Annotated in this window: 18 protein-coding genes; 14 read left to right on the top strand and 4 right to left on the bottom strand. The window is 74.6% G+C overall.

Annotation, left to right across the window (positions count from 1 at the left end; all coding sequences use genetic code 11):
- The first annotated feature begins 28 nt into the window (after nt 1–28).
- Both ANAE109_RS02740 and ANAE109_RS02735 read left to right on the top strand, forming a co-directional pair.
- Complete coding sequence (locus tag ANAE109_RS02740; RefSeq protein ID WP_011984856.1) at nt 29–784, top strand: molecular chaperone; 756 nt, start codon at nt 29–31, stop codon at nt 782–784.
- Complete coding sequence (locus tag ANAE109_RS02735; protein WP_041448082.1) at nt 774–3,209, top strand: fimbria/pilus outer membrane usher protein; 2,436 nt, start codon at nt 774–776, stop codon at nt 3,207–3,209. The genes ANAE109_RS02740 and ANAE109_RS02735 overlap by 11 nt, the downstream gene beginning before the upstream one ends.
- A gap of 14 nt (nt 3,210–3,223) precedes the next feature.
- Here ANAE109_RS02735 and ANAE109_RS02730 read toward each other — a convergent pair whose 3' ends face one another.
- Nucleotides 3,224–4,075, bottom strand: a complete 852-nt coding sequence (locus ANAE109_RS02730; RefSeq protein WP_049768507.1) for a YwiC-like family protein — start codon at nt 4,073–4,075, stop codon at nt 3,224–3,226.
- A gap of 158 nt (nt 4,076–4,233) precedes the next feature.
- On the opposite strand from ANAE109_RS02730, the gene ANAE109_RS02725 reads away from it, so the two are divergent.
- A complete protein-coding gene (locus tag ANAE109_RS02725) occupies nt 4,234–4,797 on the top strand; it encodes a TMEM165/GDT1 family protein (protein ID WP_011984853.1) in 564 nt (187 codons plus the stop codon).
- A gap of 18 nt (nt 4,798–4,815) precedes the next feature.
- Here the strand turns inward: ANAE109_RS02725 and ANAE109_RS02720 are convergent, their stop codons facing one another.
- Nucleotides 4,816–5,007 (bottom strand): hypothetical protein, encoded by a 192-nt coding sequence (locus ANAE109_RS02720; protein WP_041448081.1) that lies wholly within the window; start codon nt 5,005–5,007, stop codon nt 4,816–4,818.
- A gap of 119 nt (nt 5,008–5,126) precedes the next feature.
- Here ANAE109_RS02720 and ANAE109_RS02715 point away from each other — a divergent pair, with 119 nt between their 5' ends.
- The 4 genes from ANAE109_RS02715 (at nt 5,127) to ANAE109_RS23200 (ending at nt 12,731) form a co-directional block, all read left to right on the top strand.
- Nucleotides 5,127–5,669, top strand: a complete 543-nt coding sequence (locus ANAE109_RS02715; protein ID WP_011984852.1) for a GNAT family N-acetyltransferase — start codon at nt 5,127–5,129, stop codon at nt 5,667–5,669.
- A 93-nt stretch (nt 5,670–5,762) separates the two neighbouring features.
- The gene (locus ANAE109_RS02710; RefSeq protein WP_011984851.1) at nt 5,763–6,500 is read left to right on the top strand and encodes an MgtC/SapB family protein; all 738 of its coding nucleotides are present in this window, start codon (nt 5,763–5,765) and stop codon (nt 6,498–6,500) included.
- 72 nt (nt 6,501–6,572) lie between these two features.
- Complete coding sequence (locus tag ANAE109_RS02705; protein ID WP_011984850.1) at nt 6,573–10,712, top strand: DUF3857 domain-containing protein; 4,140 nt, start codon at nt 6,573–6,575, stop codon at nt 10,710–10,712.
- 39 nt (nt 10,713–10,751) lie between these two features.
- Complete coding sequence (locus ANAE109_RS23200) at nt 10,752–12,731, top strand: PAS domain-containing protein (protein WP_011984849.1); 1,980 nt, start codon at nt 10,752–10,754, stop codon at nt 12,729–12,731.
- A 33-nt stretch (nt 12,732–12,764) separates the two neighbouring features.
- On the opposite strand, the gene ANAE109_RS02695 is transcribed toward ANAE109_RS23200, so the two are convergent.
- On the bottom strand, nt 12,765–14,447 hold the full coding sequence (locus tag ANAE109_RS02695) for a DNA mismatch repair protein MutT (RefSeq protein ID WP_011984848.1): 1,683 nt from the start codon (nt 14,445–14,447) through the stop codon (nt 12,765–12,767).
- Nucleotides 14,448–14,583: 136 nt separating this feature from the next.
- Here ANAE109_RS02695 and ANAE109_RS02690 point away from each other — a divergent pair, with 136 nt between their 5' ends.
- The 6 genes from ANAE109_RS02690 (at nt 14,584) to ANAE109_RS02665 (ending at nt 22,105) form a co-directional block, all read left to right on the top strand.
- The gene (locus ANAE109_RS02690) at nt 14,584–15,870 is read left to right on the top strand and encodes a DNA recombination protein RmuC (RefSeq protein WP_011984847.1); all 1,287 of its coding nucleotides are present in this window, start codon (nt 14,584–14,586) and stop codon (nt 15,868–15,870) included.
- 494 nt (nt 15,871–16,364) lie between these two features.
- Nucleotides 16,365–17,486 carry a hydrogenase small subunit gene (locus tag ANAE109_RS02685; protein ID WP_234945228.1) on the top strand — a complete coding sequence of 374 codons (1,122 nt, stop codon included), beginning with the start codon at nt 16,365–16,367 and terminating at the stop codon, nt 17,484–17,486.
- 6 nt (nt 17,487–17,492) lie between these two features.
- Complete coding sequence (gene hybA / locus ANAE109_RS02680; protein ID WP_011984845.1) at nt 17,493–18,443, top strand: hydrogenase 2 operon protein HybA; 951 nt, start codon at nt 17,493–17,495, stop codon at nt 18,441–18,443.
- Nucleotides 18,440–19,690: a Ni/Fe-hydrogenase cytochrome b subunit gene (locus tag ANAE109_RS02675; protein ID WP_011984844.1), complete on the top strand. Its 1,251-nt coding sequence runs from the start codon at nt 18,440–18,442 to the stop codon at nt 19,688–19,690. The genes hybA and ANAE109_RS02675 overlap by 4 nt, the downstream gene beginning before the upstream one ends.
- Before the next feature lie 18 nt (nt 19,691–19,708).
- Nucleotides 19,709–21,445, top strand: a complete 1,737-nt coding sequence (locus ANAE109_RS02670) for a nickel-dependent hydrogenase large subunit (protein ID WP_011984843.1) — start codon at nt 19,709–19,711, stop codon at nt 21,443–21,445.
- Nucleotides 21,446–21,571: 126 nt separating this feature from the next.
- The gene (locus tag ANAE109_RS02665) at nt 21,572–22,105 is read left to right on the top strand and encodes a hydrogenase maturation protease (RefSeq protein ID WP_011984842.1); all 534 of its coding nucleotides are present in this window, start codon (nt 21,572–21,574) and stop codon (nt 22,103–22,105) included.
- On the opposite strand, the gene ANAE109_RS02660 is transcribed toward ANAE109_RS02665, so the two are convergent.
- Entirely contained in the window at nt 22,047–23,693 is a 1,647-nt protein-coding gene (locus ANAE109_RS02660; RefSeq protein ID WP_041448080.1) for a glycosyltransferase family 39 protein, read from the bottom strand. The genes ANAE109_RS02665 and ANAE109_RS02660 overlap by 59 nt on opposite strands.
- Before the next feature lie 41 nt (nt 23,694–23,734).
- Here ANAE109_RS02660 and ANAE109_RS02655 point away from each other — a divergent pair, with 41 nt between their 5' ends.
- Entirely contained in the window at nt 23,735–24,382 is a 648-nt protein-coding gene (locus tag ANAE109_RS02655; RefSeq protein WP_041448079.1) for a hypothetical protein, read from the top strand.
- Nucleotides 24,383–24,522 lie beyond the last annotated feature (140 nt).

Raw genomic sequence — 24,522 nt, 5'->3', positions numbered from 1 at the left:
CGGATCCCACGCCAGTCCACGTGCCCGAATGCGACCGCTCCGCCGAGCCGCCCGCGCCCTCCGCGTCCTCCTCGCCGCCGCCGCGCTCGCGCCCGCCGCCGCGAGCGGCGGCGACCTCGACGTCTCGCCGGTGAACGTGGAGCTGTCCGGCAAGGTCCGCACCGCGCTCCTGTCGCTGCGCAACGGCGACGGCGCGGCCGCGCGGTACCAGCTCCGCGCGTACGGCTGGGCGCAGAAGCCGGACGGCGCGATGGACCTCACCCCCAGCCGCGAGCTCGTCGTCTTCCCGCCCCTCCTCGAGCTCGCGCCCGGCGAGGCGCGGAACGTCCGCATCGGCACCGACGCCGCGCCCGCCGGGACGGAGCGCACCTGGCGCCTCTTCATCGAGGAGCTCCCGCGCGCCGAGGCCGCGGAGGATGCGGCGCGGGTCGAGGTGCTCACGCGCGTCGGGGTCCCGGTCTTCCTCGCCCCCGCCGCCCCGGTGGAGCGCGGCGAGCTCGCGCTCCTGGGCCGCGACGGGGCGCGCATCCGGCTCGCCCTGCGGAACACGGGCACGGTCCGGCTGCGCCCGCGGAGCGTGCGGCTCGCGCTCGTCGCCGCCGACGGGACGAGCGTGCTCGAGCGGTCGCTGGACGTCTGGTACGTGCTCGCCGGCGGCGAGCGCGTCTACGAGGTCGACGTGCCGGCGGAGGCGTGCGCGCGCGCCGCCGCCGTCGTCGCGACCGCCGCGCTCGAGCGCGGCGTGCTCGAGGCGCGCGCCGCGGGCGCGTGCCGTGACCCGTAAGCACGCCGCGCGGGCCCTGGCCGTCCTCGCCGCGCTCGCGAGCGCGGCGGCGCAGGCGGATCCGACCGCGACCCTGACTGGATCTCTCGAGGCCGGTCATCCCGAGCGTAGCTCCGTCGCGACAGCGGCGGAGCGAAGTCGAGGGACCCCGACCCCGCCCGCGACCGGGGAGCTTTCGGACGCCGAAGGCGATCTCCGCCCCGCCTTCCTCCAGCTCTTCGTGAACGGGGTGCCCGGCGACACCGCCCTCGTGCTGATCGCGCCGCGGGACGCCTGGATCTCTCCAGCGGACCTCGCCCGCACCGGCCTGTCCGGCATCGGGGGCGCGCGCCGCGAGCTCGACGGCCGCACACTCGTGTCGCTCCGCTCGCTCGCCCCGGACGTCCGCTTCGAGCTGGACGAGCGCGAGCTCGCCCTGCGGCTCGAGGCCGCCCCGAGCCTGCTCGGGCGCGGCGCGGTGGATCTCCGCGCGTGGAGCCGCCCCGCGGGCATCGAGACCGGCGACGCGCCCAGCGCGTTCCTCAACTACGCCGCCCACGCCACGACGCAGGAGGACGCGTCCGGCTTCCTCGAGGCGGGCGTCTCGCGCGACGCGGCGCTCCTCACCGGCTCCGTGTCGGCCACGCAGGTGGCCGGCGTCGTCCGCGGGCTCACCACGCTGACGCTCGATCGACCGGAGCGGCTCCTGCGCCTCACGGCGGGCGACGCGCTCGTCGCCCCGGACGCCCTCTCCGGCGCGCCCATGCTCGCCGGCATCGGGATCGCGCGCGAGTGGTCGCTCGACCCGTACCGCGTGCGCGCCCCGCTCCCCGGCGCCACCGCCTTCGCCGCGACGCCCTCCACCGTGGACGTGTACGTGAACGGGGCCCTCGCGCGCAGCCTGCCGGTCGCCCCCGGGACCTACGACCTCTCGAACCTCCCCGTCACGACCGGCGCGAACGACGTGCGCCTCGTGGTGCGGGACGCGTTCGGGCGCACGCAGGCGATCGAGGCCGCGCACTACCAGGCGCAGGGCCTGCTCGCCCCAGGCCTCGACGAGCTGGGCTGGTGGGCGGGGGCGCTGCGCGAGCGGTACGGGACGGAGAGCTTCTCCTACGGCGATCCCGTCCTCATCGGACGACACCGGCGCGGCTTCAGCGACCGGCTGACCGGGGGCGCCCGGCTCGAGCTCGGCCCGCGCGTGCAGCAGGCCGGCGCCTCCGTCACGGTCGGCTCGGGGGCGGGGGAGCTGGAGGCGGCCGCGGCGGCGAGCGCCGACGAGGGCGCGCCCGGCGCGGCCGGCTTCCTCGCCTGGCGCTACTCCGCGCGCCGCTTCGCGCTCGGCGCGGACGCGTCCGTCCTCTCGAGCCGCTTCGCCCACGCGACCCTCGCGGCGGGCGCCGACCGCGCCCTCTGGCGGGCCGGAGCGCACGTCGCGGCGCCGCTCGGTCGTGTCGCGAGCGTCGAGCTCCAGTACGTCGGGGCCGAGCAGCGCGACGCGGGCGCGAGCCACCGCGTCGAGGCGCGCACCTCGCTGCGCGTGGGCGGCGGCGCGTGGCTGCAGCTCTCCGCCTCGGTCAGCCGGGATCGCGCCGCGGACCCGGCCGCCGCGGTGTTCGCCCAGCTCGTCATGGCCGCGCCCGGAGGCGGGACGCTCGACGCGGGCGTTCGCTCCGGGCGCGCCGGGACGAGCGCGAGCACGGGCCTCCAGCGCACGCTGCCCGTCGGTCCCGGCGTCGGCTATCGCCTGCGCGCGGACTCGGCGGCGGGGGGAACGGTGAGCGCCCTGGCGCAGGCGCAGCCGGAGTTCGGACGGTACGAGCTCGGCTACGATCACGGGCGCGGGAGCGAGGTCGGCTCTGCGTCGGCCTCGGGAGGGCTCGTCCTGGTCGGGCGGCGCCTCTTCGCGACGCGCCCCGTCGAGCAGGGCTTCGCCCTCCTTCGCGTCCCGGGCGTGCCGGGCGTGCGGGCCTATCTCGACCGCCGTCCCGTGGGGCGCACCGACGCGCGAGGCGACCTGCTCGTGCCGGGCCTCCTCCCCTACTACGGCAACCGGCTCGGCATCGAGGACGCCGACGTCCCCGCGAGCTACCGCATCGGTGACACCGAGCGGCTCGTGGCCTCGCGGCCGCGCGGCGCGGCGGTGGTGCGGTTCGACGTGGAGCGGCTGCGGGCGGTGGAGGGTTGGCTGCGCCTCGCGCGCCGCGAGGGCGCCGTCGTCCCCGCCTACGGCACGTTCGAGCTCGACCTCCCCGGCGGCACGCGGCGCTCTCCGGTCGGCGCGGACGGCGCGTTCTGGCTCGAGGACGTGCCCGCGGGAGAGCACGCGGCGCGCGTCTACTGGAACGGCGAGGTCTGCGAGCTGCCGCTCGCCGTCCCGGAGAGCGGCGCGGGCGTGCTCGAGCTCGGCACCGTCACCTGCGGGCCACGCGCGCCGATGCTCTGACCGCGACCGGCGCTCTACCGCAGCCCCGCGACGAGGATCACGAGCGTCACCGCGGAGGACGCGACGATCGCCCACCCGAGCGGCTTCAGCCGCTTCGGCGAGAAGCGCGCCAGGCAGATGACGATCGAGAGGAGCGCGGGGGGGAGCGTCGCCCAGGCGAGCGCCGCCGGGAGGCCGGCGGCGGAGAGCGCCACCGCGACCCCGGCGAGGGCGGCCGAGAGGACGGCGTGCAGCTTCCCGGGATCGCGCGCGCCCTTCGATCGCGCGCGCGCGAGGATGACGCGCACCCCCAGCGTGGCGGCGGCGAAGGCGATGATCCACGCGAGCGCCGCCGTGAGGGCCGCCTCCGCGGGCGCGTGGCCGGCGAGGGCGACGGCCCAGCCGGCCGACGCGAGCGCGGCGGCCACCACGATCTCGCCGAGCGTCGTCTTCTCGAGCCGGCGCCAGACGAGGAGCGCCACGACGGCCGCGAGCGCCGCGGGCAGCGCGAGGGCGAGCCGCGCCGCCGCGGGCGCGAGCGCGATCCCGAGCAGCCCGCTCGCCGCGGCGAGGCCGCCGGTGGCGAGCAGCCACCGCCGCGCGCGCGGTCCTTCCTCCTCCGCGACGCGCCGGCCTCGCTGGCCGAGCAGCACGAGGAGCGGCTCGTGCGCGATGAACGCGAGCACCACCCCCGCGGCCAGCGCCGTGGGCGCCAGCCCGGGCCGGCCGATGGCGAGCGCCGTCAGGAGCGGCATGGCGAGCTGCCCCCAGGCGCCGTGCTCGTGCGGCAGCATCGAGCGGGGCGGGGCGGCGGTGGGGCGGTCGGTCGTACGCTGAGCGGTCGCGGTCGAGGTCACGTCGGAAGGAGAGAGCAAGTCGCTCGCCATCTGGGAGGGCATTGTAGTTCGGGAAGAATCCGGCGCAGCGCCCGCCGCGTCACCGACGCGGCGGTGCGCGGGCCACCGCTCCGTCGGTGCACCCGAGCCGCCTTCGTTGACGGTCGCCCCCTGCTCGGGTATCCGTTCGCCCCCCTGGATCCCGCGTCATGACCCCCATCCTCAGCTCCTTCCTGCTGGTCGCCGTGAGCGAGATGGGGGACAAGACCCAGCTCCTCGCGTTCTCGCTCGCGACGCGCTTCCGGAAGCCGTGGCCGGTGATGGCGGGCATCCTCGTCGCCACGATCGCGAACCACGCCCTCGCGTCGTCGGTCGGCGCCTGGATCTCGGCGAACGTCCCCGCCCGCGCGCTCGCGGGGTTCCTCGCGGTCACGTTCATCGGCTTCGGCGTCTGGACGCTCCGGCCGGACACGCTCGACGAGGCCCGCGGACCGGAGCGCTTCGGCGCGTTCGTCACCACCACGATCCTGTTCTTCCTGGCGGAGATGGGCGACAAGACCCAGCTCGCGACGGTCGCCCTCGCCGCGCGCTACGAGTCGATCGTCCGCGTGACCGTCGGGACGACGCTGGGCATGCTGGCGGCGGACGGCCTCGCCGTGTTCCTGGGCGAGAAGGTCGCGGACCAGGTCTCCTCGCGCAAGATGCGCTGGGCGGCCGCCTCGCTGTTCTTCGTGTTCGGCGCGCTGTCCCTGGTGGCCTCCCTCCGCGCTTGAGGAGCGCAGGCGCGGCGCTCAGGGCGTCGAGAGCCACGCGAACGCCGCGACGAGCGCGGCGAGGGCGAGGACGGCGGCGACGACCGTCCCGCCGCCGCTCTTCCGCTCGACCCGATAGCGCTCCACGCCCGGGCTCGCGAGGCGAGCACGGAGCGTGTCGTCGAGGTATCGCCGAGCCGTATCCGCGAGGCGTGGCAGCTTTGCGCCCATCGGTCACTCCTTTCGCCGCCGCGGCATCCTAGCGCAGGGCGAGGTCTCCGCACGCGTGGACACGGCTCCCACCCGCGACGACGCGGGCGGATGCGCGCCGGCTCGGCTACGGTTGCCGGGTGAGCGAGATCGAGATCCGGCCGGCGCGCCCCGACGACGCGCCCGCGCTCGGGCGGATGGGAGCGACGCTGGCGCGGCTCCACCACCGGATGGACGCGCGGCGCTTCTTCGCGAGCGAGGGGATGGAGGAGGGCTACGCCTCGTGGCTCGCGAAGGAGCTGGCGAGCCGGAGGGCGGTGGTGCTCGCGGCGGTCACGCGCTCGCGCGGGGGCGAGCAGCTCGTGGGCTACGCGTACGGGCGGCTCGAGGGGCGGGACTGGAACACGCTGCGCGATCCGAGCGGCGTCGGCGTCGATCTCTACGTCGCGCCGCGCGCCCGTCGCCGCGGGGCGGGCCGCCTGCTCCTCGAGGCGCTCCTGCGGGAGCTCGTCCGGCGCGGGGCACCGCAGGTCGTGATCCACGTCGCGGCGCGCAACGCCCGGGCGCTCGAATTGTTCGAGGGGATGGGGTTCCGCAGGACCGTGCTGGAGCTCGCGATCGACGCCGCCGAGCTGCCCGACTCGCCGCGAGCCGAGCCGCGACGCCCTCGCCGGTCCCGTTGACCTCCAGATCGCGAGCCAGGCCTGGACCGCCCCCGAGGCCGCCCCCGTCCACGAACGTGACGGCGGGCACCGTTCGTGGCCAGAATCGTGTCGATGCGCGCGCTCGCAGAGATCCTCTCCGCCGCCCCGATCGACGTGCTCGTCTCCCGCGCGCGCGGAGACATGCTCGTCCACCTCCTCGCGGCGCTGGTCGCGGGCGGGGCCATCGGCCTCGAGCGCAGCTACCACGGCCGTCCGGCCGGGTTCCGCACGCACGCGCTCGTGTGCCTCGCCTCGAGCCTCCTCATGCTCGTGACCGTCTATCAGGGCGAGTGGTTCGCGGGCGCCTCGGAGACGGTGCGGGTCGATCCCACCCGCATGGCGCAGGGGATCATGACCGGCATCGGCTTCCTCGGCGCCGGCGTGATCTTCAAGGAGGGGATCACCGTCCGTGGCCTGACCACCGCGGCGTCGATCTGGATCACCGCGGCGATCGGCGTGCTCACCGGCACCGGCCAGTACCTCCCCGCCCTCTACGCCACGGTCCTCACGCTCGGGGTCCTCTCCCTGTTCCGCTGGCTCGAGGCCCGCATGCCGGCGCTCAAGTTCGCGCATCACCGCATCCGCTTCGAGCGCGGGCAGGCCATGAGCGAGGAGGCGGTGCGCGTGCTCCTCGCGGAGCACGGGTTCCAGCACTACGGGCTGGCGTACGCCGTCACGGACGACGGGCGCTCGTTCGAGTACCGGATGATGATCCGCACGCGGGACGAGCGGAACTTCGGCCGGCTGGCGCGAGACCTCGAGGCGCTCCCTCAGGTACGCGAGTTCCGCCTCTCGCCGTCGGGGGACTGATGATGAAGGCTGCGAGAGGGGCTGGGAGATCCGTCGCTGGCGCCCCGGCCGGCCCTCCTCCAGAATGCGCCGGTGCCGCTCACGAGCCCTCGCCTCGCCCTCGCCGCCGTCGTCGCGCTCCTCTCCGCCCGCGCCGCGGTCGCCGCGGCGCCCTGGGAGGGCGCTCCGCTGTCCGCGGAGCCGGCCGCCATGCGCGCCGCCGCCGACGCGCTCGAGCCGCCCGCCGGCGTGCCGCTCGACGTGCTGCTGGAGGAGGGCGTCTTCCGGCTCGACGCGCGCGGCGCGGTCACGCACACGCTGCGGGTGGTGTACCGGCCGGTGGTGCCCGAGGCGAGCCGCGCGGCGGCCCAGGTCGAGCGCACCTGGTCGCCGTGGCGCGAGGCGCGACCGGAGATCCGCGCGCGCGTCGTGGGACCGGACGGCGCCGTCGCGACGCTCGAGCCCGGCGCGCTCGCCGAGGGGCCCGCGGCCGACGGCGACGGTCCACGCTCGGAGCGGCGTCAGCTCACCGGCACCATCCCGGGCGTGCGCCCCGGCGCGGTCGTCGAGCAGGTGACCACCGTGCGCGAGCTCGCGCCGCTCCTCGCCGGCGGGACGGTGCAGCGCTTCCGGATCGGCTCCGGCTCGCCCGTGCGGCACGTGCGGCTGCGGCTCGAGGCGCCCGCGGCGCTTCCGGTCCGGTGGGTGGTGCGCGGCGTCGAGCTCTCGCCCGTCGAGACCGTGGCGAACGGGATCCGCTCGATCGTGTTCGAGCGGCGCGACGCGGAGCCCGTCCCGCCGGCCGAGCCGGGCTCCCCGCCGGAGGTCGCGCCGGCCCCCTACGTCGCCTTCGCTGCCGGCCAGAGCTGGGGCGAGGTCGCCGCACGCCTGCGGGCGGTGTTCGAGGAGGCCATCGCCGGCTCGGACCTGCGCGCCGAGGCGCGCGCGGCGCTCGGCGCGGGCAAGCCCGGCCGCGACGAGGCGGTGCGGCGGATCGGGGCCTGGCTGGCCGCCCGCGTGCGGGTGAGCGCCGCGGCCGTGGGCGAGGCGCCGCTCGCGCCTGCGCGTCCGGCGGACGTCCTCGTCCGCGGCGCGGGGGACGGGAAGGACCTGGCCGCGCTGTGGGTCGCGCTCCTGCGCGCCGCCCGCCTCGACGCCGACGTGGCCCTCGCCGCGAGCGAGTGGCACGACCCGCCGCGCGAGGTCCCCGGCCTCGGCCTCCTCGACCGCGCCCTCGTCCGCGTCGGCGGCAAGGGCGCGCCGATCTGGATCGACCCCTCCGCGGGGCTCGCGCCGGGGGCGCTGCCGCTGGAGGCGCAGGGGAGGCTCGCCCTCGTCGCCGCGCGCGGGACGCGCGACCTCGTCCGCACCCCGGCGTCCAGCCCCGCCGACAACGCCGCGGTGACCGTGCGCGAGCTGCACCTCTCCCAGCTCGGGCGCGGCCGCGTCGTGGAGACGCGCCGGCTGACCGGGGCGCTCGCCTCGAGCGAGCGCGAGTTCCGCGCGCGCGTGCCGCCCGACCACCGCGACCGCCTCGACGAGCGGTACGCGCTCGAGGTGCTCCGCGCCGGCGTGTTCCTCGGCGCGGACGTGCGCGGCCTCGACGACCCGGCGGCGCCCCTCGAGGTCCGCGTCGAGGCGCAGGAGAGCGCGCTCGCAGAGACGGGGGACGACGAGGCCCTGGTGCCGGTCGGCGCCGCGCCCATCCTGGAGCCGCTCCCCGCCTTCCTGACGGGCGAGCGCGAGGGGGAGGCGCCCCGCCGGCGGCGCGCGGACGTCGTGCTCCCCCTGCCCTACCGCTGGGAGATGCGCTTCCGCGTGATCCCGCCCGACGGCTTCCGGGCGCGGCCGCTCCCCGCGGACGCGGTGGAGCGCTTCGGCCCGGCCACGCTCTCGCGCCGCTACGCCGCCGGCGAGGACGGCTCCGTCACCGCGACCTACGCCATCGACACCGGCGGGCGGCGCCTCGCCGCCGCCGAGGCCGACGCGCTCGCGACCCGCGCCCGCGCCATCGCCACGGGAGAGCCGGAGCGGCTCGCCTTCGAGCGGACCGCGGCGGCGCTGCTCGCCACCGGCCAGGTGAAGGAGGCGCTCGCGGAGCTGCACCGGCTCGGCGCCGCCCGCCCGCGCGAGGCCATGCACCCGCTCCACCTCGCGCTCGCGCTGCTCCAGCTCGGCGACGGCGCCGGGGCGGCCGTCGAGGCGCGCCGCGCCATCTCGCTCGAGCCGGGGCGTGCCTGGGGGTACCGCGTGCTGGGCTGGATCCTCGAGCACGACGCCGTCGGCCGGCGCTTCGGGGCGGGGTTCGACCGCGACGGCGCGGTCGAGGCGTACCGGCGCGCGGCGCAGCTCGATCCGCGCCACGCCGGCGGCCGCGCCGCGCTCGCGGAGCTCCTGTCGCGCGGCGAGACGGGGACGAGGGGCGCGCCGGGAGCGGACCTCGGCGCTGCCCTCGCCGAGTTCGAGGCGCTCCACGCCGAGCTCGGCCCCGGCCCGCACGACGCGGGGCTCCTCGCCGTTCGCTTCGCCGCGGGGCGGCACGCCGAGGCGCTCGAGCTGGCGCGCGCGCTCCCGCCGTCGCCGGAGCGGAACGCCACCCTGCTCGCCGCCGCCGCGGTGACCGGCGGCGCCGCCTCCGCAGAGCGCGAGGCCGCCGCCCTCGGCGAGGAGCGGCAGGAGGCGCTGCTCGGAGCGGCGGGGTTCCTCGCGCGGGAGCGGCGCTACCCGCTCGCCGCGGCGCTCGCCCGCGAGGCCGCGCGCGGCACGCGCGAGGCGGAGGAGCCGTCGGCCTTCGCCGACCTGCTCGCCTCGCTGCGCCCCTGGAAGGAGCTCGTGGCGCAGGGCGACGAGGCCGCCCGCTTCGTGAAGTCGCTCGTCGTCACGGCGGTCACCTCGCGAGATCCCGCGCGCGCGCTCGAGCGGCTCGTCTCCGCGCGCGCCGCCGGGCCCGCGCGCGCGGCGCTCCTGGGGGTCCCGCCGTTGCCCATCGGCGCCGCCCGGCGCCCCCTGCGCGACGCGGGCGTCACTCCCGATCTCCTCCTGGATGTCGCGCTCTCCGGGCTCGAGCTGTACCGCGAGGGCGAGCCGGCCTCGGGGCTGCGGATCCGGGCGCGCTTCGCCTTCGCCCCTGGAGAGCGGGCGACGTCCCTCTACCTCGTGCGCGAGCGCGGCGAGCTCCGGCTGCTCGCCACGGACTCCGCCTGGCCCATCCTCGCCGCCGAGGCGCTGCGCGCCGCGGACGCGGGTGACGTGGCCGGCGCCGCACGCTGGCTCGCCTGGGCGCGAGAGGACGTCCCGGGGTCGCCCGGGGATCCGGGGGCGCCGGCCGGCGTCCTCGCCGTGCTCGCCCCGCCCGGCGCGAGGCTCGACGCCCCGCGCGCGCGCCTCGCCGCCGCGGCGCTCGGCGCGTTCGTCGACGGGGGCGAGCCGGGGCTGGCCGTCCTCACCGCCGCCCGGGCGGATCGCGATCCGGCGGTGCGGCGGGCGGTGCTCCTCTCGCTGGCGCGGGCGCACCGCAGCGGCGAGCGCCCGGAGGCTGTGCTCGCGGCCGCCGACGCCCTGCTCGCCGAGGAGCCCGCGTCACGCGAGGCGTTCGCGGCGAAGGCATGGGCGCTCCGGCGGCTCCGCCGGGGCGCGGAGCTGGATCGCGCCGCCGAGGAGATCCTCGCGCGGCTGCCCGAGGACCCCGAGGTGCTGTCGCTCGTCGCCACCTCGCGCCTGCTCCTCGGCGACCGGGAGGGCGCCGAGCGCGCGATGCGGCGCCTCGTCGCCGCCGGCCGCGCGACGCCGGGCGTCTACAACGACGCCGCCTGGCTCACGCTGTTCCGCGGCGGCGCGTCGAGCGAGTCGCTCGGCTGGGCGCGCCGCGCGGTCGAGGGCGGCCAGGGCGACGCGCACGCCGCGCTGAACACGCTCGCCGCCGTGTACGCCGACCTCGGCCGCCCCGCCGAGGCGCGCGACGTCTTCCTCCGCTCGCTCGAGGACGGGCGCGCGCTCGAGGGCGCCGACTGGTACGTGCACGGCCGGATCGCCGAGGGCTGGTCGCTCCCGGAGGCGGCGCGCGCCGCCTACGCGCGCGTGCAGCCGGAGCTCGTGGAGGGCGCCGAGGACCCGTCGGGCGCTCACGTCCTCGCGCGGCGGCGCCTCGCGCTGCTGGCGGGCGGTGGCGCCGCGCAGGAACGAGCCCAACGGGGCCGCCCGGGCGGCGTCGCCGCGCCGCCGCGCGCGCAGTAACATCCCGCTCTCATCAGGTGCACCCCCGAGGGAGTCGTCGTGCAGAGGCGAGTGCCGCTGGAGTCCCCCGCCGGCGTGACCGAGGGTGACCTCGGCGAGCGAGGCGAGGGCTGCCGGGACGGGGCCGTCGGGGAGGACCGCGAGTTCCGCGCGATCTTCGAGCTGGCCGGGAGCGGGAAGGCGATCGCCGATCCCGCGCGGCGCCGGCTCGTGCGCGTGAACCGCCGCTTCTGCGAGATCACCGGCTACACCGCCGAGGAGCTGCTGGATCGGGAGGTCACCGAGATCACCCACCCCGCCGATCGCGCCCGCGACGCCGCCGCCGTCGAGGCGGCGCTGCGCGGGGAGACCGACGGCTGGAACATCGAGAAGCGCTACGTCCGCAAGGACGGGCTGATCGCCTGGGTGGTGGTCACCGGTAACGTCCTGCGCGACGCGGCGGGGGCGCCGGTGCGGACCGTCGCGACGGTGCACGACATCACCGCCCGCAAGCGCATCGAGGAGGACCTGCGCGCGAGCGAGGCGCTCCTCCGCCTCGCGCAGCGCGCCGCCCACGCGGGGGTCTGGGAGCTCGACCTCGTCGCCGGGACCGCCTGGATGTCCCGCGAGTGCCACGCCCTCTACGGCACGGCGCTCGCCGCGCGCGGGCCGGACATCGCCTCCTGGCGGCGCCGGGTGGTGCCGGAGGACGCGCCCGCCGTCGCCGCCGCGCTCACCGCCGCCGTGGAGCGCGCCGAGGAGTACAGCGCCGAGTTCCGCATCCACCACCCCGCCCTCGGCGAGCGCTGGATCTGGGAGATCGGCGGGGCCGAGTACGACGCGAGCGGCGCCCCGGTGCGCGTCCGCGGCATCGCGCTCGACGTCACGGAGCGCAAGCACGGCGAGCAGGCGCTCCTCGCGGCCGACCGGCGCAAGGACCACTTCCTCGCCGTGCTCTCGCACGAGCTGCGCAACCCCCTCGCCCCGATGTGGAACGCGCTCGGCGTGCTCGAGCGGCCCGACGCGTCCGAGGACACCTCCCGCCGGGCCCAGGCCGTCCTGCAGCGCCAGCTCGCCCACCTCTCCCGGCTGGTGGACGACCTGCTCGACCTGACCCGCATCTCCCGCGGCAAGATCCAGCTCCGCCCCGCGCCGCTCGGGCTCACCGAGGTGGTCCGGCGCGCCGCCGAGGACCACCGCCCGCTCTTCGCCGAGGCGGGCGTCGCCCTCGACGTCCGCCTTCCGGACGCCCCCGTGCCGGTCTCCGGGGACGCGACGCGCCTCACGCAGATCGTGGGGAACCTGCTCCTCAACGCCGTCAAGTTCACCCCGCGTGGCGGCCACGTGCTCCTCGAGCTGACGCCCGGCGAGAAGGACGCGCTGCTGCGGGTGCGCGACACCGGCGTGGGCATGGACGGGGAGATGCTGGCCCGCCTCTTCGAGCCGTTCGCGCAGGCGGAGGTGAGCCTCGAGCGCAGCCGGGGCGGCCTCGGGCTCGGGCTCGCGCTGGTGCGCAGCCTCGCGGAGCTGCACGGCGGCCACGTGTGGGCCCACAGCGACGGGCCCGGCGCCGGCGCCGAGTTCCTGGTGCGCCTGCCGATCGCCCGCGTGGAGGCGGCGGCCCCGCCGGTCCCCACCTCGGCGGGGGCCTTCGCGCGCAGGCGGATCCTGGTCGTGGACGACAACGTCGACGCCGCCGAGACCCTGCGCGACCTGCTCGTCCTCGACGGGCACGAGGTGGCCGTCGCGCACGACGGCGAGGCGGCGGTGGAGCGCATCGGCGCGCTCCGCCCGGAGATCGTGTTCTGCGACATCGGCCTGCCGAAGCTCGACGGCTACGGCGTGGCGCGCGCGTGCCGCGACGATCCCGGGACCCGCGGCGCCTACCTCGTCGCCCTCACCGGTTACGCGCTGCCGGACGACCTGCGGCGCGCGACGGAGGCGGGGTTCGACGAGCACCTCGCGAAGCCGCCGCCGCTCGCCGCGATCGAGGCGGCGGTGCGGCGGGCCGCGTCGCGGACCGAGCGCAGCTCGTCTTGATCGGAGGAAGCCCGCGCGGATCCGCGGCGCCCGCTAGCGCTGCGTGAGCGCCTCCGCCGTGACGAAGCGCGGCGCGATGTCCACGGGGATCCCGCGCAGCCGGTCGAGCACGCGCTGCACCTCCGGGCGGACCACGCCCTTCTGCTCGAGCAGCGCCTGGGCCGCGGCGCGGTCGCCCTTCCCCTGGATGGTCATGATCTCGCGGGTGAGCGAGACCACGGCTTCGCGCATCTTCGCGGCGTCGATCGCGAAGGAGCCGTCGGGCCGCGGCGCGATCGCGCCCGCGTCGAGGAACCAGCTGAGCTGGAGCGCCATGCCGCGCCCGTGGGCCTCCCCGACGCCGAAGCGGATCGAGCGGAACGCCGACGCCAGGAAGGTGGGGTAGAGCGTCCGCTGCATGCCGCGATCGAGCTTCCCCTCGTCGAGGAGCTTCTGCAGGGCGAACAGCCCGGCCACGTCGGCCTTGGCCTCCTCGAGGGCGCTGTAGGTGTCGCCGAGCTCGGCGCGGACGGTGGTCGTGCGACCGCCGAGCACGAGCTCGTGAGGCCCGAGGCCGTGCAGCAGCTCGTGCATGAGGATGTGCGTGAAGAACGGGTCGAACGCCACCGCGGCACGGTCCGCCTTCGAGAGCGCGATCCCGGCGATGGGCAGGAGCACCCTCTGGAACTTCGCCTCCTGGACGTTCTTCAGCATCACGCGCTTCGAGCCCATCTCGCGGACGATGCGCTCGTCGTTGGGGAGGTTGAACGCGGCCGTCTGGACGCCCTTCATGGCGTCGCCCGCGGCGAGCAGCTCGTTCACCACCCGGATCGGCGCCATCGCGCCGAGCTTCGGGTTCTTGAGCGCCGCGTCGATGGGGAGCGCGTCCTCGATGCCCTGCAGCTCCGCCGCGAAGCGCTGGAGCTTCGCGGTCTCGGCGTCGTCGCGGACGCCGATGAAGGCCTCGAACGCCGCCTTCGCGTTGAACCAGCCGTCCTCGTACACCTCGTACGGACCGATGGTCGGCTCGACCGACGCGTCGAGCTCCATCCAGGCCACGTCCGAGGCGTAGTAGTCGTTCGAGGTGAACGCCTGGGCGCGCGCCTCGAGGAACTTGCGCAGGGTCGCGTCCGACGTGGCCGCGGCCGCCGCGCGCAGGAGCTCCGCGGCGCGCGCGAGGTCTCCCTGGTACTCGAGCGCGTACGGCACCGCCACGAGGCCGCCGCCCGGGGCGCGGCGGACGGTGGTGAAGAACCCGGTCGCCTCGGCCTTCGCCTCCGGCGCGAGCCCCGCGAGCCAGCGCTCCACCTCCTCCTTCGTCGCGCCGGCCGGGTAGAAGTTCGCGGCGGCCGGCTTCTCCGGGACGCCCGGCAGGAAGGCCGGCTCGCCGTGCTCGAGCCGGTCCCACGGGCCCTTGTTCCGCAGGAACGCGGCGAGCCGCGCCTGGCCGAGCGGCGACCGATCCTGCGCGAGGACGAGGAGGAGCGGCTCGTTCCCCGCCCACGCCTGGCGCAGGAAGAGCGCGTCCATCACCCGCGCCGCCTCGACGAGGAGCGCGAGGGCGCGCCGCTCGCTCTCGGGGAGCCGCGAGACGTCCACCTTCAGGTCCACCGGCGCGTAGCGCGCCTCGGCGCGGCGAAGCGCGGCGGCGTCCGGGAAGCGAGCGGCGGAGGCCGCGTCGGCGGGGAGCGCCGCGAAGGCGAGGGCGGCGGCGAGGGAGCGGGCGAAGATGCGCATCGAGAGTCCTCCGGGGTGTCCGCTCGTTCTACACCGGCGGCCGCCGCGGCGCCGGGCCTCGCGGCTGCACCGTGCGTGAGATCGGCGCGGCCCCCGCCCGGGCCGTCCGGACAGAGCCGGGGAGTAGGCTCGGCGGATGGACGCGACCGCTCTCCTCCTCCTCGCGCTCGGCCTCGCGCTGGGCGCGGTCGCCGGATTCCTCGCGCGGAGCGGCGACGCCCGGCGCGCCGCCGAGCGGGCCGTGCGCATCGCCGAGCTGGAGGCGACGCTCGCCGCGGAGCGCGCCGGCGCGGAGGAGAAGCGGGCGCTCGTGGAGGACGCGCGGGCGCGCCTCTCCGACGCGTTCAAGGCGCTCTCCGCGGACGCGCTCCGCGACTCGAGCGCGTCGTTCCTCGAGCTCGCGCGGGCGGCCCTCGGGCGCGAGCGCGCCGCGGCCGAGGGCGAGCTCGCCCGCCGCCAGGAGGCCATCGGGAGCCTGCTCGCCCCGGTGCGCGACGCCCTCGGCCGGCTCGACGGGGAGCTGCGCGCGATCGAGCGCGCGCGGGAGGGGGCGTACGGCGCGCTCACCGAGCAGCTCCGGCAGGTCGCCGAGGCGCAGGCGCAGGTCCGCGGCGAGGCGGCGAACCTGGTGAAGGCGCTCCGCGCGCCGCAGGCCCGTGGCCGCTGGGGCGAGCTCCAGCTGCGCCGCGTCGTCGAGCTCGCCGGCATGCTCGACCGCTGCGACTTCGAGGAGCAGGCGACGGTCGAGGGAGACGAGGGACGGCTGCGACCGGACCTCGTCGTGCGCCTGCCCGGTGGACGGAACGTCGTGGTGGACGCGAAGGCGCCGCTCTCCGCCTACCTCGAGGCGATCGAAGCCCGCGACGACGGCGAGCGGCGCGCCCGCCTCGCTGATCACGCGCGGCAGCTCCGGGAGCACGTGCAGCAGCTGGGCAGGAAGGCGTACTGGGAGCGGCTGCGCCCGGCGCCGGAGTTCGCGGTCCTGTTCCTGCCGGGCGAGAGCTTCTACGCGGCGGCGCTGGAGGCGGACCCGACGCTCCTCGAGGCGAGCGCCGAGCGGCAGGTGATCGTCGCGACCCCGACCACCCTCATCGCGCTCCTGAAGGCGGTGGCCCACGGCTGGCGCCAGGCGGAGGTCGCCGAGAACGCCGAGGCGGTCGCCGCGCTCGGCCGCGAGCTCTACAAGCGCATCGCGGACCTCGGCGGGCACTTCGCGCGGCTCGGCCGTGCGCTCGGCGGCACCGTCGAGGCGTACAACCGGGCGGTGGGCTCGCTCGAGGCGCGCGTCCTCCCCGCTGCGCGGCGGTTCGAGGCCCTGTCGGCCGCCCCCGCGGAGGCGGAGCTGCCCGAGCTCGCTCCGCTCGACCTCGTGCCGCGCGACGTCGTAGCCCCCGAGCTCGCAGACCCGTTCGCGGCGCGCTGACCGTCCGCGGGGGTGCCCCCGCGAGGCTCCGGGAGGCCGCGCCGGTTCACGCTCGGTTCGCCTACCGGGGGCCGGCGAAGCTTGCGCCGCATTCACCCACCGTCATCGACGCCACCTGCCCGCTTCATGCGGTCCCCGGGACCGTCCGCGTTCGCCCGCGCGTTACCCGCGCTCTCCGTGAGAACCGGGCTGATTCCGCCCAAAAATCCGCTGCGCAATTTTGTCGTGGATTGCACTGGTCAATGTTGCCTCGCGGACTCCACAAAGGCCATTTCGCGGGACCGTTTACGGGTTTTACCCGGTTTCGACCTGACGCGGATCAATCAAACGGCTCGGCCGACGGGTGATTACGGACCGAGTAGCGGCCGTTCGCCGCAGAATGCCCACGCAAGGATTGCGTCAGACCCAATCCGAAAAAGCGCCGCGATTTTGGCATGTTGCAATTCAAGACCGGAGCGGTAGTGTTCGCGCACCCGGAGGACGGAATGAACGACATGCGCTCCGAAGTGCTCGGCCTGGGGACGGCGAAGGGCGTCTCCCGCCGCGACTTCATCAAGGTCTGCACCACCGCGGCGGCGGCCGTGGGCCTCCCGGCCTGGGCCGGCGAGAAGATGGCCGAGAACGTGGCCAAGGGGAGGAAGCCCTCGGTCATCTGGCTTCACTTCCAGGAGTGCACCGGCTGCACGGAGTCGCTGCTCCGCACGAGCCACCCCGACGTCGGCTCGCTGATCCTCGACCTCGTCTCGGTCGACTACCACGAGACCCTCTTCGCGGCGGCCGGCCTCCAGATCGAGGAGGCGCTCGAGAAGGCGATGCACGAGAACGAGGGCAAGTTCGTCCTCGTCGTCGAGGGCGCCATCCCGACGAAGGACGGCGGCATCTACTGCCAGGTCGGCGGCAAGAAGGCGGTCGACACGCTGAGCGAGGTCGCCGCCAAGGCCGGGGCGGTCATCGCCATCGGCTCGTGCGCCTCGTGGGGCGGGATCCCCTCCGCCGAGCCGAACCCGACCGGCGCCACCGGCGTCCCGCAGCTCCTGAAGGGCAAGAGCGTGGTGACGCTGCCCGGCTGCCCGGCGAACCCCTACAACCTGCTCGGCACCGTCCTCCAGTACGCCACCTTCGGCACCCTCCCGGCCCTCGACGACCTCGGTCGCCCGAAGTTCGCCTACGGCCGCGTCATCCACGAGGACTGCCAGCGCCGGCCGCACTTCGACGCGGGCCGCTTCGCGCAGGCGTTCGGCGACGAGGGCCACCGCAACGGCTGGTGCCTCTACAAGCTCGGCTGCAAGGGGCCGCAGACGCACGCCAACTGCTCGCTGCTCGACTTCTGCGAGGTCCCGGGCGCGTGGCCGGTCGCCATCGGCCACCCGTGCGTCGGCTGCACCGAGCAGGGCATCGGGTTCCACGTCCCGATCTACACGAACCTGCCCGTCGAGAGGCCGACCGCCCCGATGGCGTACCCGGCCGTCCACCCGGATCACGACGTGCTCGGCCGCGGCAACGGCGCCATCGCCATCGGCGTCGGCAGCGCCATCGCCGGCGCGGTCATCGGCGCGGGCGTCATGGCCACGCGCAAGCTCACGGCCGAGGCGGAGAAGGAAGAGGGGAAGGAGTAGCCGCCCATGGCCATCACACGACGAGACCTGCTCAAGGGAGCGGCCGTCGCCGGAGCGGCCACCGCGCTCGCCGGCAAGGCCGAGGCCCGCGAGGCGGTCCAGCCCCTGCCCGACGCCGTCGGGATGCTGTTCGACGCCACCCGCTGCGTGGGCTGCCGCGCGTGCGTCACGCGGTGCAAGGAGGCCAACGAGCTCCCGTACGACCGCACCCCGGACGGTCAGTACGACGCGCCGAACGACTTGAACGGCACGACGAAGAACATCATCAAGGCGCACCCGGCCGGCGACTCGCAGACGTACATGAAGCAGCAGTGCATGCACTGCGTCGACCCGTCGTGCGTGTCGGTCTGCATGATGGGCGCGCTCCACAAGGAGGCGCAGGGCAAGCGGCTCATGAAGGGCGAGCGGTCCGTCGCGACCGGCATCGTCCTGTGGGACAAGGACCTCTGCGTCGGCTGCCGCTACTGCCAGATCGGCTGCGCCTTCAACGTCCCGAAGTTCGAGTGGGACGACGCGTTCCCCAAGATCGTGAAGTGCGAGCTGTGTCGCCACCGCGGCGACCCGAAGAAGGAGGGGCCCCTCGCCGTCGCGAACCCCGCCTGCTGCGAGGCCTGCCCGCGCGAGGCGGTGATCTACGGGAGGCGCGCCGAGCTGCTCGCCGAGGCGAAGCGGCGCGTGGCGGCCGAGCCGGAGCGCTACGAGGCGAAGGTGTACGGCGAGCACGACGGCGGCGGGACCCAGGTCCTGTACCTCGCCCCCAAGGGCGTGGAGTTCACGGCGCTGGGGCTGCCGGTGCTGCCCGAGCGGTCGAGCGCGGAGTTCTCGGAGAAGGTCTCCCACGCGCCGTACCTGCACGGCCTCACGCCCATCGCGCTCTACGCGGGGCTCGCCTTCGTCATCCACCGCAACCGCAAGAAGGAAGAGGCGGCCGAGCACGGCCCGGAGGGCAAGCGATGAGCGCCCACGAACACCCGAAGGCGATCGGGGGCAAGCTGCTCGCCCCCCCGATGAAGACGCTGCTCGCGCTCTTCGGCGTCGCCGCGGCGGTGATGCTGTACCGCTTCATCGTCGGCGTCGGGCCCGTCTCGAACATGACGGACGGGTTCACCTGGGGCATCTGGGAGCCGTTGAACGTGGTCGTGTTCACCGGCATCGGGGCCGGCGCGTTCTCGGTCGGGCTCCTCTGCTACGCGCTCAACAAGGGCCAGTACCACGCCCTCGTCCGGCCGGCCGTGCTGGTGGGCGCCATCGCGTACACGCTGGGCGCGAGCTCGATCGTGGTGGCCCTCGGCCGCTACTGGAACGCGTACTGGCTGCCGTGGCTCCCCTACTGGAACCTCTCCTCGGCGCTGCTCGAGGTCGCGGTCTGCGTGATCGCGTACGTCACGGTGCTGTGGGTCGAGGTGCTGCCCTCGGTGCTCGAGGGCGCGGCCGCGAGCCGCCACCCGCGCTTCGCCGCCATCGGCAAGCGCTGGGGGCCGCGGCTCCACCGGGCCCTGCCCTTCATCATCGCCCTCGCCATCGTGCTCCCCACGATGCACCAGAGCTCCCTCGGCGGCCTGATGCTCATCGCCGAGACCAAGGTCCACCCGCTCTGGCACACGGCGCTCCTGCCCACGCTGTTCCTCGTCTCGTGCCTGTCGATGGGCTTCGGGGCGGTGGTCGCGCTCGTCACCCTCCTGAAGCTCACCTGGAACGGGAAGCACGACCAGAAGCTGCTCGCCCAGCTCTCCAAGGTGAACGCAGGGCTGCTCTTCTTCTACGTGGCGCTGCGGCTCGGGGACCTCGCCTGGAGCGGGAAGCTCCGCTACCTCGGCGCGAACTTCTACACCGCGCTCCTCCTCGTGGAGCTGGCGCTCTTCCTCGCGCCGGCGGTGCTGTTCCTGCTCCCCAGGGTCCAGGCGAACCGCGGCCGGCTCTTCGGCGCGGCGCTGCTCGCCGTGCTCGCCGGCGCCGCCTACCGCATGGACACGTACCTGAGCGTCTACCGCCCGGCGGGCTTCGACGCGAACGGCAAGGCCATCCCGGCCGGCTGGGCGTACTTCCCGTCGCTCGGCGAGACGCTCGTCACGCTCGGCATGGCGTCGGTCGGCGTCGCCATCTTCATCGTGATCTCCCGCCTGTTCCCGGTCGTCGCCGTCGACGAACGCCCCAAGCACTCGAAACTCGAGAGCGGCGCGATGAAGACCGCCGCCAGCCGCTAGTCAGAGAGGTAAACGTCCATGGGTAAGCTCATCACCATCGACCCCGTCACCCGCATCGAGGGCCACCTCCGCATCGACGTCGAGGTGGACGGCGGCGCGGTCAAGAACGCCTGGTCCTCGGGCACGATGTGGCGCGGCATCGAGACGATCCTCCAGGGCCGCGACCCGCGCGACGCCTGGGTGTTCACCCAGCGCATCTGCGGCGTGTGCACCACCGTGCACGCGATCGCCTCGGTGCGCAGCGTCGAGAACGCGCTCGGCCTGGAGATCCCGCTGAACGCGCAGCTCATCCGCAACGTGATCATGAGCGCGCACTCGCTCCACGATCACATCGTCCACTTCTACGCGCTCTCCGCGCTCGACTGGGTGGACGTCGTCGCCGCGCTGAAGGCGGATCCCGAGAAGGCGGCGGACCTCGCCGACTCGCTCGGCCTGCAGTGGGCGGGGAATTCGAAGCACGCCCTCGCGGCGGCGAAGGAGAAGGTGGCGGGCTTCGTCCAGGCCGGCCAGCTCGGCATCTTCACCAACGGCTACTGGGGCCACCCGGCGATGAAGCTCTCGCCGGAGGTGAACCTCCTCGCCGTCGCGCACTACCTGCAGGCGCTGGACGTGCAGCGCAAGGCGAACCAGGCCGTCGCGATCCTGGGCTCCAAGACGCCGAACATCCAGAACCTCGCGGTGGGCGGCGTCGCCAACGCGATCAACCTGGACAGCCCGGCGGCGCTCAACATGGAGAAGCTGTACCAGGTGAAGACCCTCCTCGAGGAGGTCGTCACCTTCGTGCAGCAGGTCTACCTGCCGGACGTCGCCGCCATCGCGGCGAGCTACCCGGACTGGCTCAAGTACGGCGCGGGCGTGACGAACTACCTCGCCGTGCCGGACATGCCGACCGACGCGAAGATGACGCAGTTCGACCTCCCGGGCGGCATCATCTGGAACGGCGACCTGTCGAACGTGAAGCCGGTCACGAGCTGGAACGACGACTACCTGCGCCAGAACGTGACGGAGTCGATCGCCCGCGCCTACTACGAGGGCGACACGGTCCGCCAGCCGTGGGAGGGCCAGACGAACCCGAAGTACACGGGTGACTGGAAGGCCGAGACGCCCGCGCCGGAGAAGTACACCTGGGTGAAGGCGCCTCGCCTCGAGGGCAAGCCGGTGCAGGTCGGCCCGCTCGCGCAGGTGCTCGTCGGCTACGCCAACGGCCACGAGAGCATCCGCAAGTGGTCGGACTGGTGCCTCGGTACGGCCGGCAAGATCGCGGGCGTGAAGCTCACGCCGGCCGTCCTCCACTCCACGCTCGGCCGCCACGCCGCCCGCGCCATCCGCGCGGCGACCATGGGCGAGCTGGCGCTCAAGCACTGGAAGCTCCTTATCGAGAACATCGGCAAGGGCGACACGGCCATCTTCGTGGACCCCATGAAGAACCTGAAGCCCGGCACCTACCGCGGCGTCGGCTTCCACGAGGCGCCGCGCGGCACGCTCTCGCACTGGGCGGTGATCGAGACCGACGGCAAGGAGATGAAGCTCGCGAACTACCAGGCGGTCGTGCCGTCCACCTGGAACGCGGGCCCGCGCGACGCCAAGGACCAGCTCGGCCCCTACGAGAAGTCGCTCGTGGGGAACCCCATCGCCGATCCGAAGCTGCCGCTCGAGGCGCTCCGCACCATCCACTCGTTCGACCCGTGCCTCGCCTGTGCGATCCACACCGTGGACGCGGAGGGCGAGGAGATCTCCCGGGTGAAGGTGCTGTAGCGGCCGCCCAGACAACCGCTCGCGCTGACCCGTCGACAGGCTCGGGGGAAGCGCGAGCGCCGTGATGGTAGAACCGATCCCGTCCCGGACTCCCGGGACGGGATTCTCATTCGACGCAGGAGCTTCATGTCCTCGCCGCGCATCGCCGTCATCGGCATCGGCAACGTGCTCACCGGCGACGACGCCGTGGGCCCCCACGTCGTGCGGGTCTTCGAGGCCCGCTACGCCGTGCCTCACGACGTGCAGGTGATGGACGCGGGCACACCTGGCTATGACCTCACCGCGTTCATCGCCGGGCTCGAGGCCCTCGTGCTCGTGGACGCGGTGAAGGCGAAGGCACCGCCGGGCACGCTGCGCGTCTACGACAAGGAGGAGCTGCTGAAGAAGGCGCCGCTCCTGGCGATGAGCCCGCACGAGCCGGGCGTGCGCGAGGCGCTCATGAACGCCGAGTTCATGGGGGTCTCGCCGCGGATCGTGAAGCTCGTGGGCGTGGTCCCCGCGAGCGTGGCGACCGGGATCGGGCTCAGCGCCGAGGTGCGGGCGGCGATCCCCGCCGCGGTCGCGCAGGTCGCGAAGGAGCTCGGGGCGGTCGGCGTGGTGGTCACCGAGCGGGTGCCGCCTGTCGAGCCGGATCTGTGGTGGGAGAAGCCGCGATCCTGACGAGCTTCAGCTCCTGCGTATCCTCGAGCGTGGTTCGGAAGATCTCCAGGACCTCGTGATCGCGGTCGACGCGGAACGTCGATCGCGCGAGGTAGAGCCGGCTTGGCACCAGCTCCGGAGCGAGCTCCAGGAGCTGCCGGCGCCCCGCGGTGAAGTAGAAGGACAGGGACGAGGGGAAGAACTCCACCTGGCGCACCGCGACGCTCCTGCCGACGAAGGGTAGGTCCCTCGCGGTCTCCCAGGTCCTCGCCACGAGCGCGATCTGCTCGTGCGCGTATCTCTCGTTCAGCGTCGACGCGACCTCCCGGTAGTACGAGGCGCCGCTCGTCGTGCGCCGGACGTTCGGGACGAGGAGGTCGTAGCCGATGCGCAGGCAGGCGATCGCCAGGAGCGCGGCCATGACCCTCGCGTCCGGACGCCGCCCGTACGCGACCGAGAGCGCGAGCAGCCAGCCGCAGACGACGACCCACGCCGCGGGGGACGACAGGAACGCCCCGAGGCGCGTGAACGGGATGACCGCGGCGGCGAGGGTGCACGCCGCGAGGCACGCCCCCAGCGTCCACTCGACGAGCCGCGGGTACCAGTCGTCCCGCCGAGCCCGCTCCAGCGCCGCCGCGAGGAGCAGCGCCGCGAAGGGCAGGAACATGTAGAGGTAGCGCTGGCGGGTCCCGGGGGAGAGCCAGTACGGGACGAGGTTGGCGCCCGTGAACAGGACGCAGAATTTCAGGAGTGGCCTCTCCGCGAGCGTGGCCCGGAAGCCCTCTGCGAGGAGCAGCGGCACGAACGCCGTCCACGGCACGAGGAGCCAGAGGAGCTCGAGCGGGAAGCGGGCCGCGTGGACGAGCACCGCGGCCAGCCCGTGGCCCGGGCCCGCCGCGGTCCGCTCGCTGGACTCGAGGAGGACGTTCGCGAGGAAGGGCGCGAGCTCGGCGCGTCGCGCGTACAGGGCGAAGTAGCCGCCCGCGCACAGCGCGAACGCGCAGAGCCCCGCGGCGTGCTGCCAGGACAGGAGCGTCCGGAGCTTCCGCGCGTGCGCGAGCCAGACGAGCAGCGTCACCCCCTGGAACGCGAGGGACGGGACGCCCTTGGTCAGGACGCCGGCGGCGGCGAGCAGGTAGGAGACGAGGAAGAGCGGCAGGAGCTGCCCGCTTTGCTCGAAGTGGAAGATCGCCAGGGCCTGGGCGGCGACGACGAGGGAGAAGAACAGGTCGATCTCGCCCGCCAGCGTGGCCTTGAAGAGGAGCTGGCCGAAGGTGAGGTACAGCGCCGCCGCCACGAGCGCCGTCTGGCGCTGAAGATGGCGTCGCGCCACCGCGTAGACGAGGCAGGCGGTGAGGAGGAAGCTCACCACGGTGGGGAGCCGCACCACCCACTCCGCGGTCGAGCCGAAGACCTTCATGAAGCCGAGCAGCACCCAGTTGAACAGCGGCGGCTTATTCAGATACGGCACGCCGTTCGTGGTGGGAACCACCCAGTCGCCGCGCAGTTGCATCTCGAGGGCGACGAGTCCCCTGCGCGGCTCCTCGAACGCGAGCGGGCGGACGCCGAGATTGAGCAGGAGCCCGATCGCGATCAGGGCTAGGAACAAGGCCGCGACGAGGCGGGGCCTGCTCGCGGGGATGTGCGCGCTTGGGATGTGCTCCCCCCTTTGAGCCCAGAACGACGGAATCAACGTGGATCAAGTTCGGCAGCACCGCCAACAACAATCCGGACGCAACTGAGTTCCTCACGGACGTCGACGGGGACGGCGCGCTCGACTTGTTGAACTCAGGGCCGACGCAGTGCGGCGCGTTGGGAATGTCCGTGCGCTTCGGGACGATCGGCACGGACCACAACCTCGCATTCGGCGCATCCTCTTGCATCGACGCGTCCAAGCCGATCGCCTTCTGGGATTCGCAGAGCACCTATTCCTTCGCGCTTCGCCTCCCCGAGACCAGCGGAGATCCCGCCACCGTCCGCGCCGACCTGTTCGACGTCACGGGCGACGGATTCCAGGACGTCGTCGTCCGAGAGGTGCCGGCCGCCGGGACGTATCCCACATCGACGACCTGGAGCGTGTTCCCCGGCTATCGAGACGCTTCGACGGGCGCGCTGGGGTTCGGGTCTGCGCTCTCGTACGTCGTCGCCGGCATCGGTGCGTTCCGAGGCGAGATCGCGGGCGGGACGGCGGCGTGCCTGGGTGGCGTCGGGTCTGGCGTGAGCGAGCAGGGGCTCGTCGACATCAACGGGGACGGCCTCTCGGATCGTATTTGCTTCGAGGCACTCCGGGCTCAATGACTCGACGGGATTGGGCGGCGACGCCCTCTGGTGGTCCGGCGGATCCGTCCCTGGCCCGGCGGAGGGACTGTACGGCACGGCGACGTACACGGATGCGTGTGGCGTCTCCAAGAAGCTCGCCGACACGGTCGTGCTGCGGG

It is taken from the genome of Anaeromyxobacter sp. Fw109-5 (assembly GCF_000017505.1).
In the GTDB taxonomy this organism is placed as follows: domain Bacteria; phylum Myxococcota; class Myxococcia; order Myxococcales; family Anaeromyxobacteraceae; genus Anaeromyxobacter.
This window is presented reverse-complemented; position numbering and strand designations above follow the sequence as displayed.

What these genes read in the sequence shown, in the direction of transcription:
- ANAE109_RS02740 (WP_011984856.1), top strand. Translation starts at nt 29, where the DNA reads ATGCGACCGCTCCGCCGAGCCGCCCGCGCCCTCCGCGTCCTCCTCGCC.
- ANAE109_RS02730 (WP_049768507.1), bottom strand. Translation starts at nt 4,075, where the DNA reads ATGGCGAGCGACTTGCTCTCTCCTTCCGACGTGACCTCGACCGCGACC.
- ANAE109_RS02725 (WP_011984853.1), top strand. Translation starts at nt 4,234, where the DNA reads ATGACCCCCATCCTCAGCTCCTTCCTGCTGGTCGCCGTGAGCGAGATG.
- ANAE109_RS02720 (WP_041448081.1), bottom strand. Translation starts at nt 5,007, where the DNA reads ATGGGCGCAAAGCTGCCACGCCTCGCGGATACGGCTCGGCGATACCTC.
- ANAE109_RS02710 (WP_011984851.1), top strand. Translation starts at nt 5,763, where the DNA reads ATGCGCGCGCTCGCAGAGATCCTCTCCGCCGCCCCGATCGACGTGCTC.
- ANAE109_RS02695 (WP_011984848.1), bottom strand. Translation starts at nt 14,447, where the DNA reads ATGCGCATCTTCGCCCGCTCCCTCGCCGCCGCCCTCGCCTTCGCGGCG.
- ANAE109_RS02690 (WP_011984847.1), top strand. Translation starts at nt 14,584, where the DNA reads ATGGACGCGACCGCTCTCCTCCTCCTCGCGCTCGGCCTCGCGCTGGGC.
- ANAE109_RS02685 (WP_234945228.1), top strand. Translation starts at nt 16,365, where the DNA reads ATGCGCTCCGAAGTGCTCGGCCTGGGGACGGCGAAGGGCGTCTCCCGC.
- hybA (WP_011984845.1), top strand. Translation starts at nt 17,493, where the DNA reads ATGGCCATCACACGACGAGACCTGCTCAAGGGAGCGGCCGTCGCCGGA.
- ANAE109_RS02675 (WP_011984844.1), top strand. Translation starts at nt 18,440, where the DNA reads ATGAGCGCCCACGAACACCCGAAGGCGATCGGGGGCAAGCTGCTCGCC.
- ANAE109_RS02670 (WP_011984843.1), top strand. Translation starts at nt 19,709, where the DNA reads ATGGGTAAGCTCATCACCATCGACCCCGTCACCCGCATCGAGGGCCAC.
- ANAE109_RS02665 (WP_011984842.1), top strand. Translation starts at nt 21,572, where the DNA reads ATGTCCTCGCCGCGCATCGCCGTCATCGGCATCGGCAACGTGCTCACC.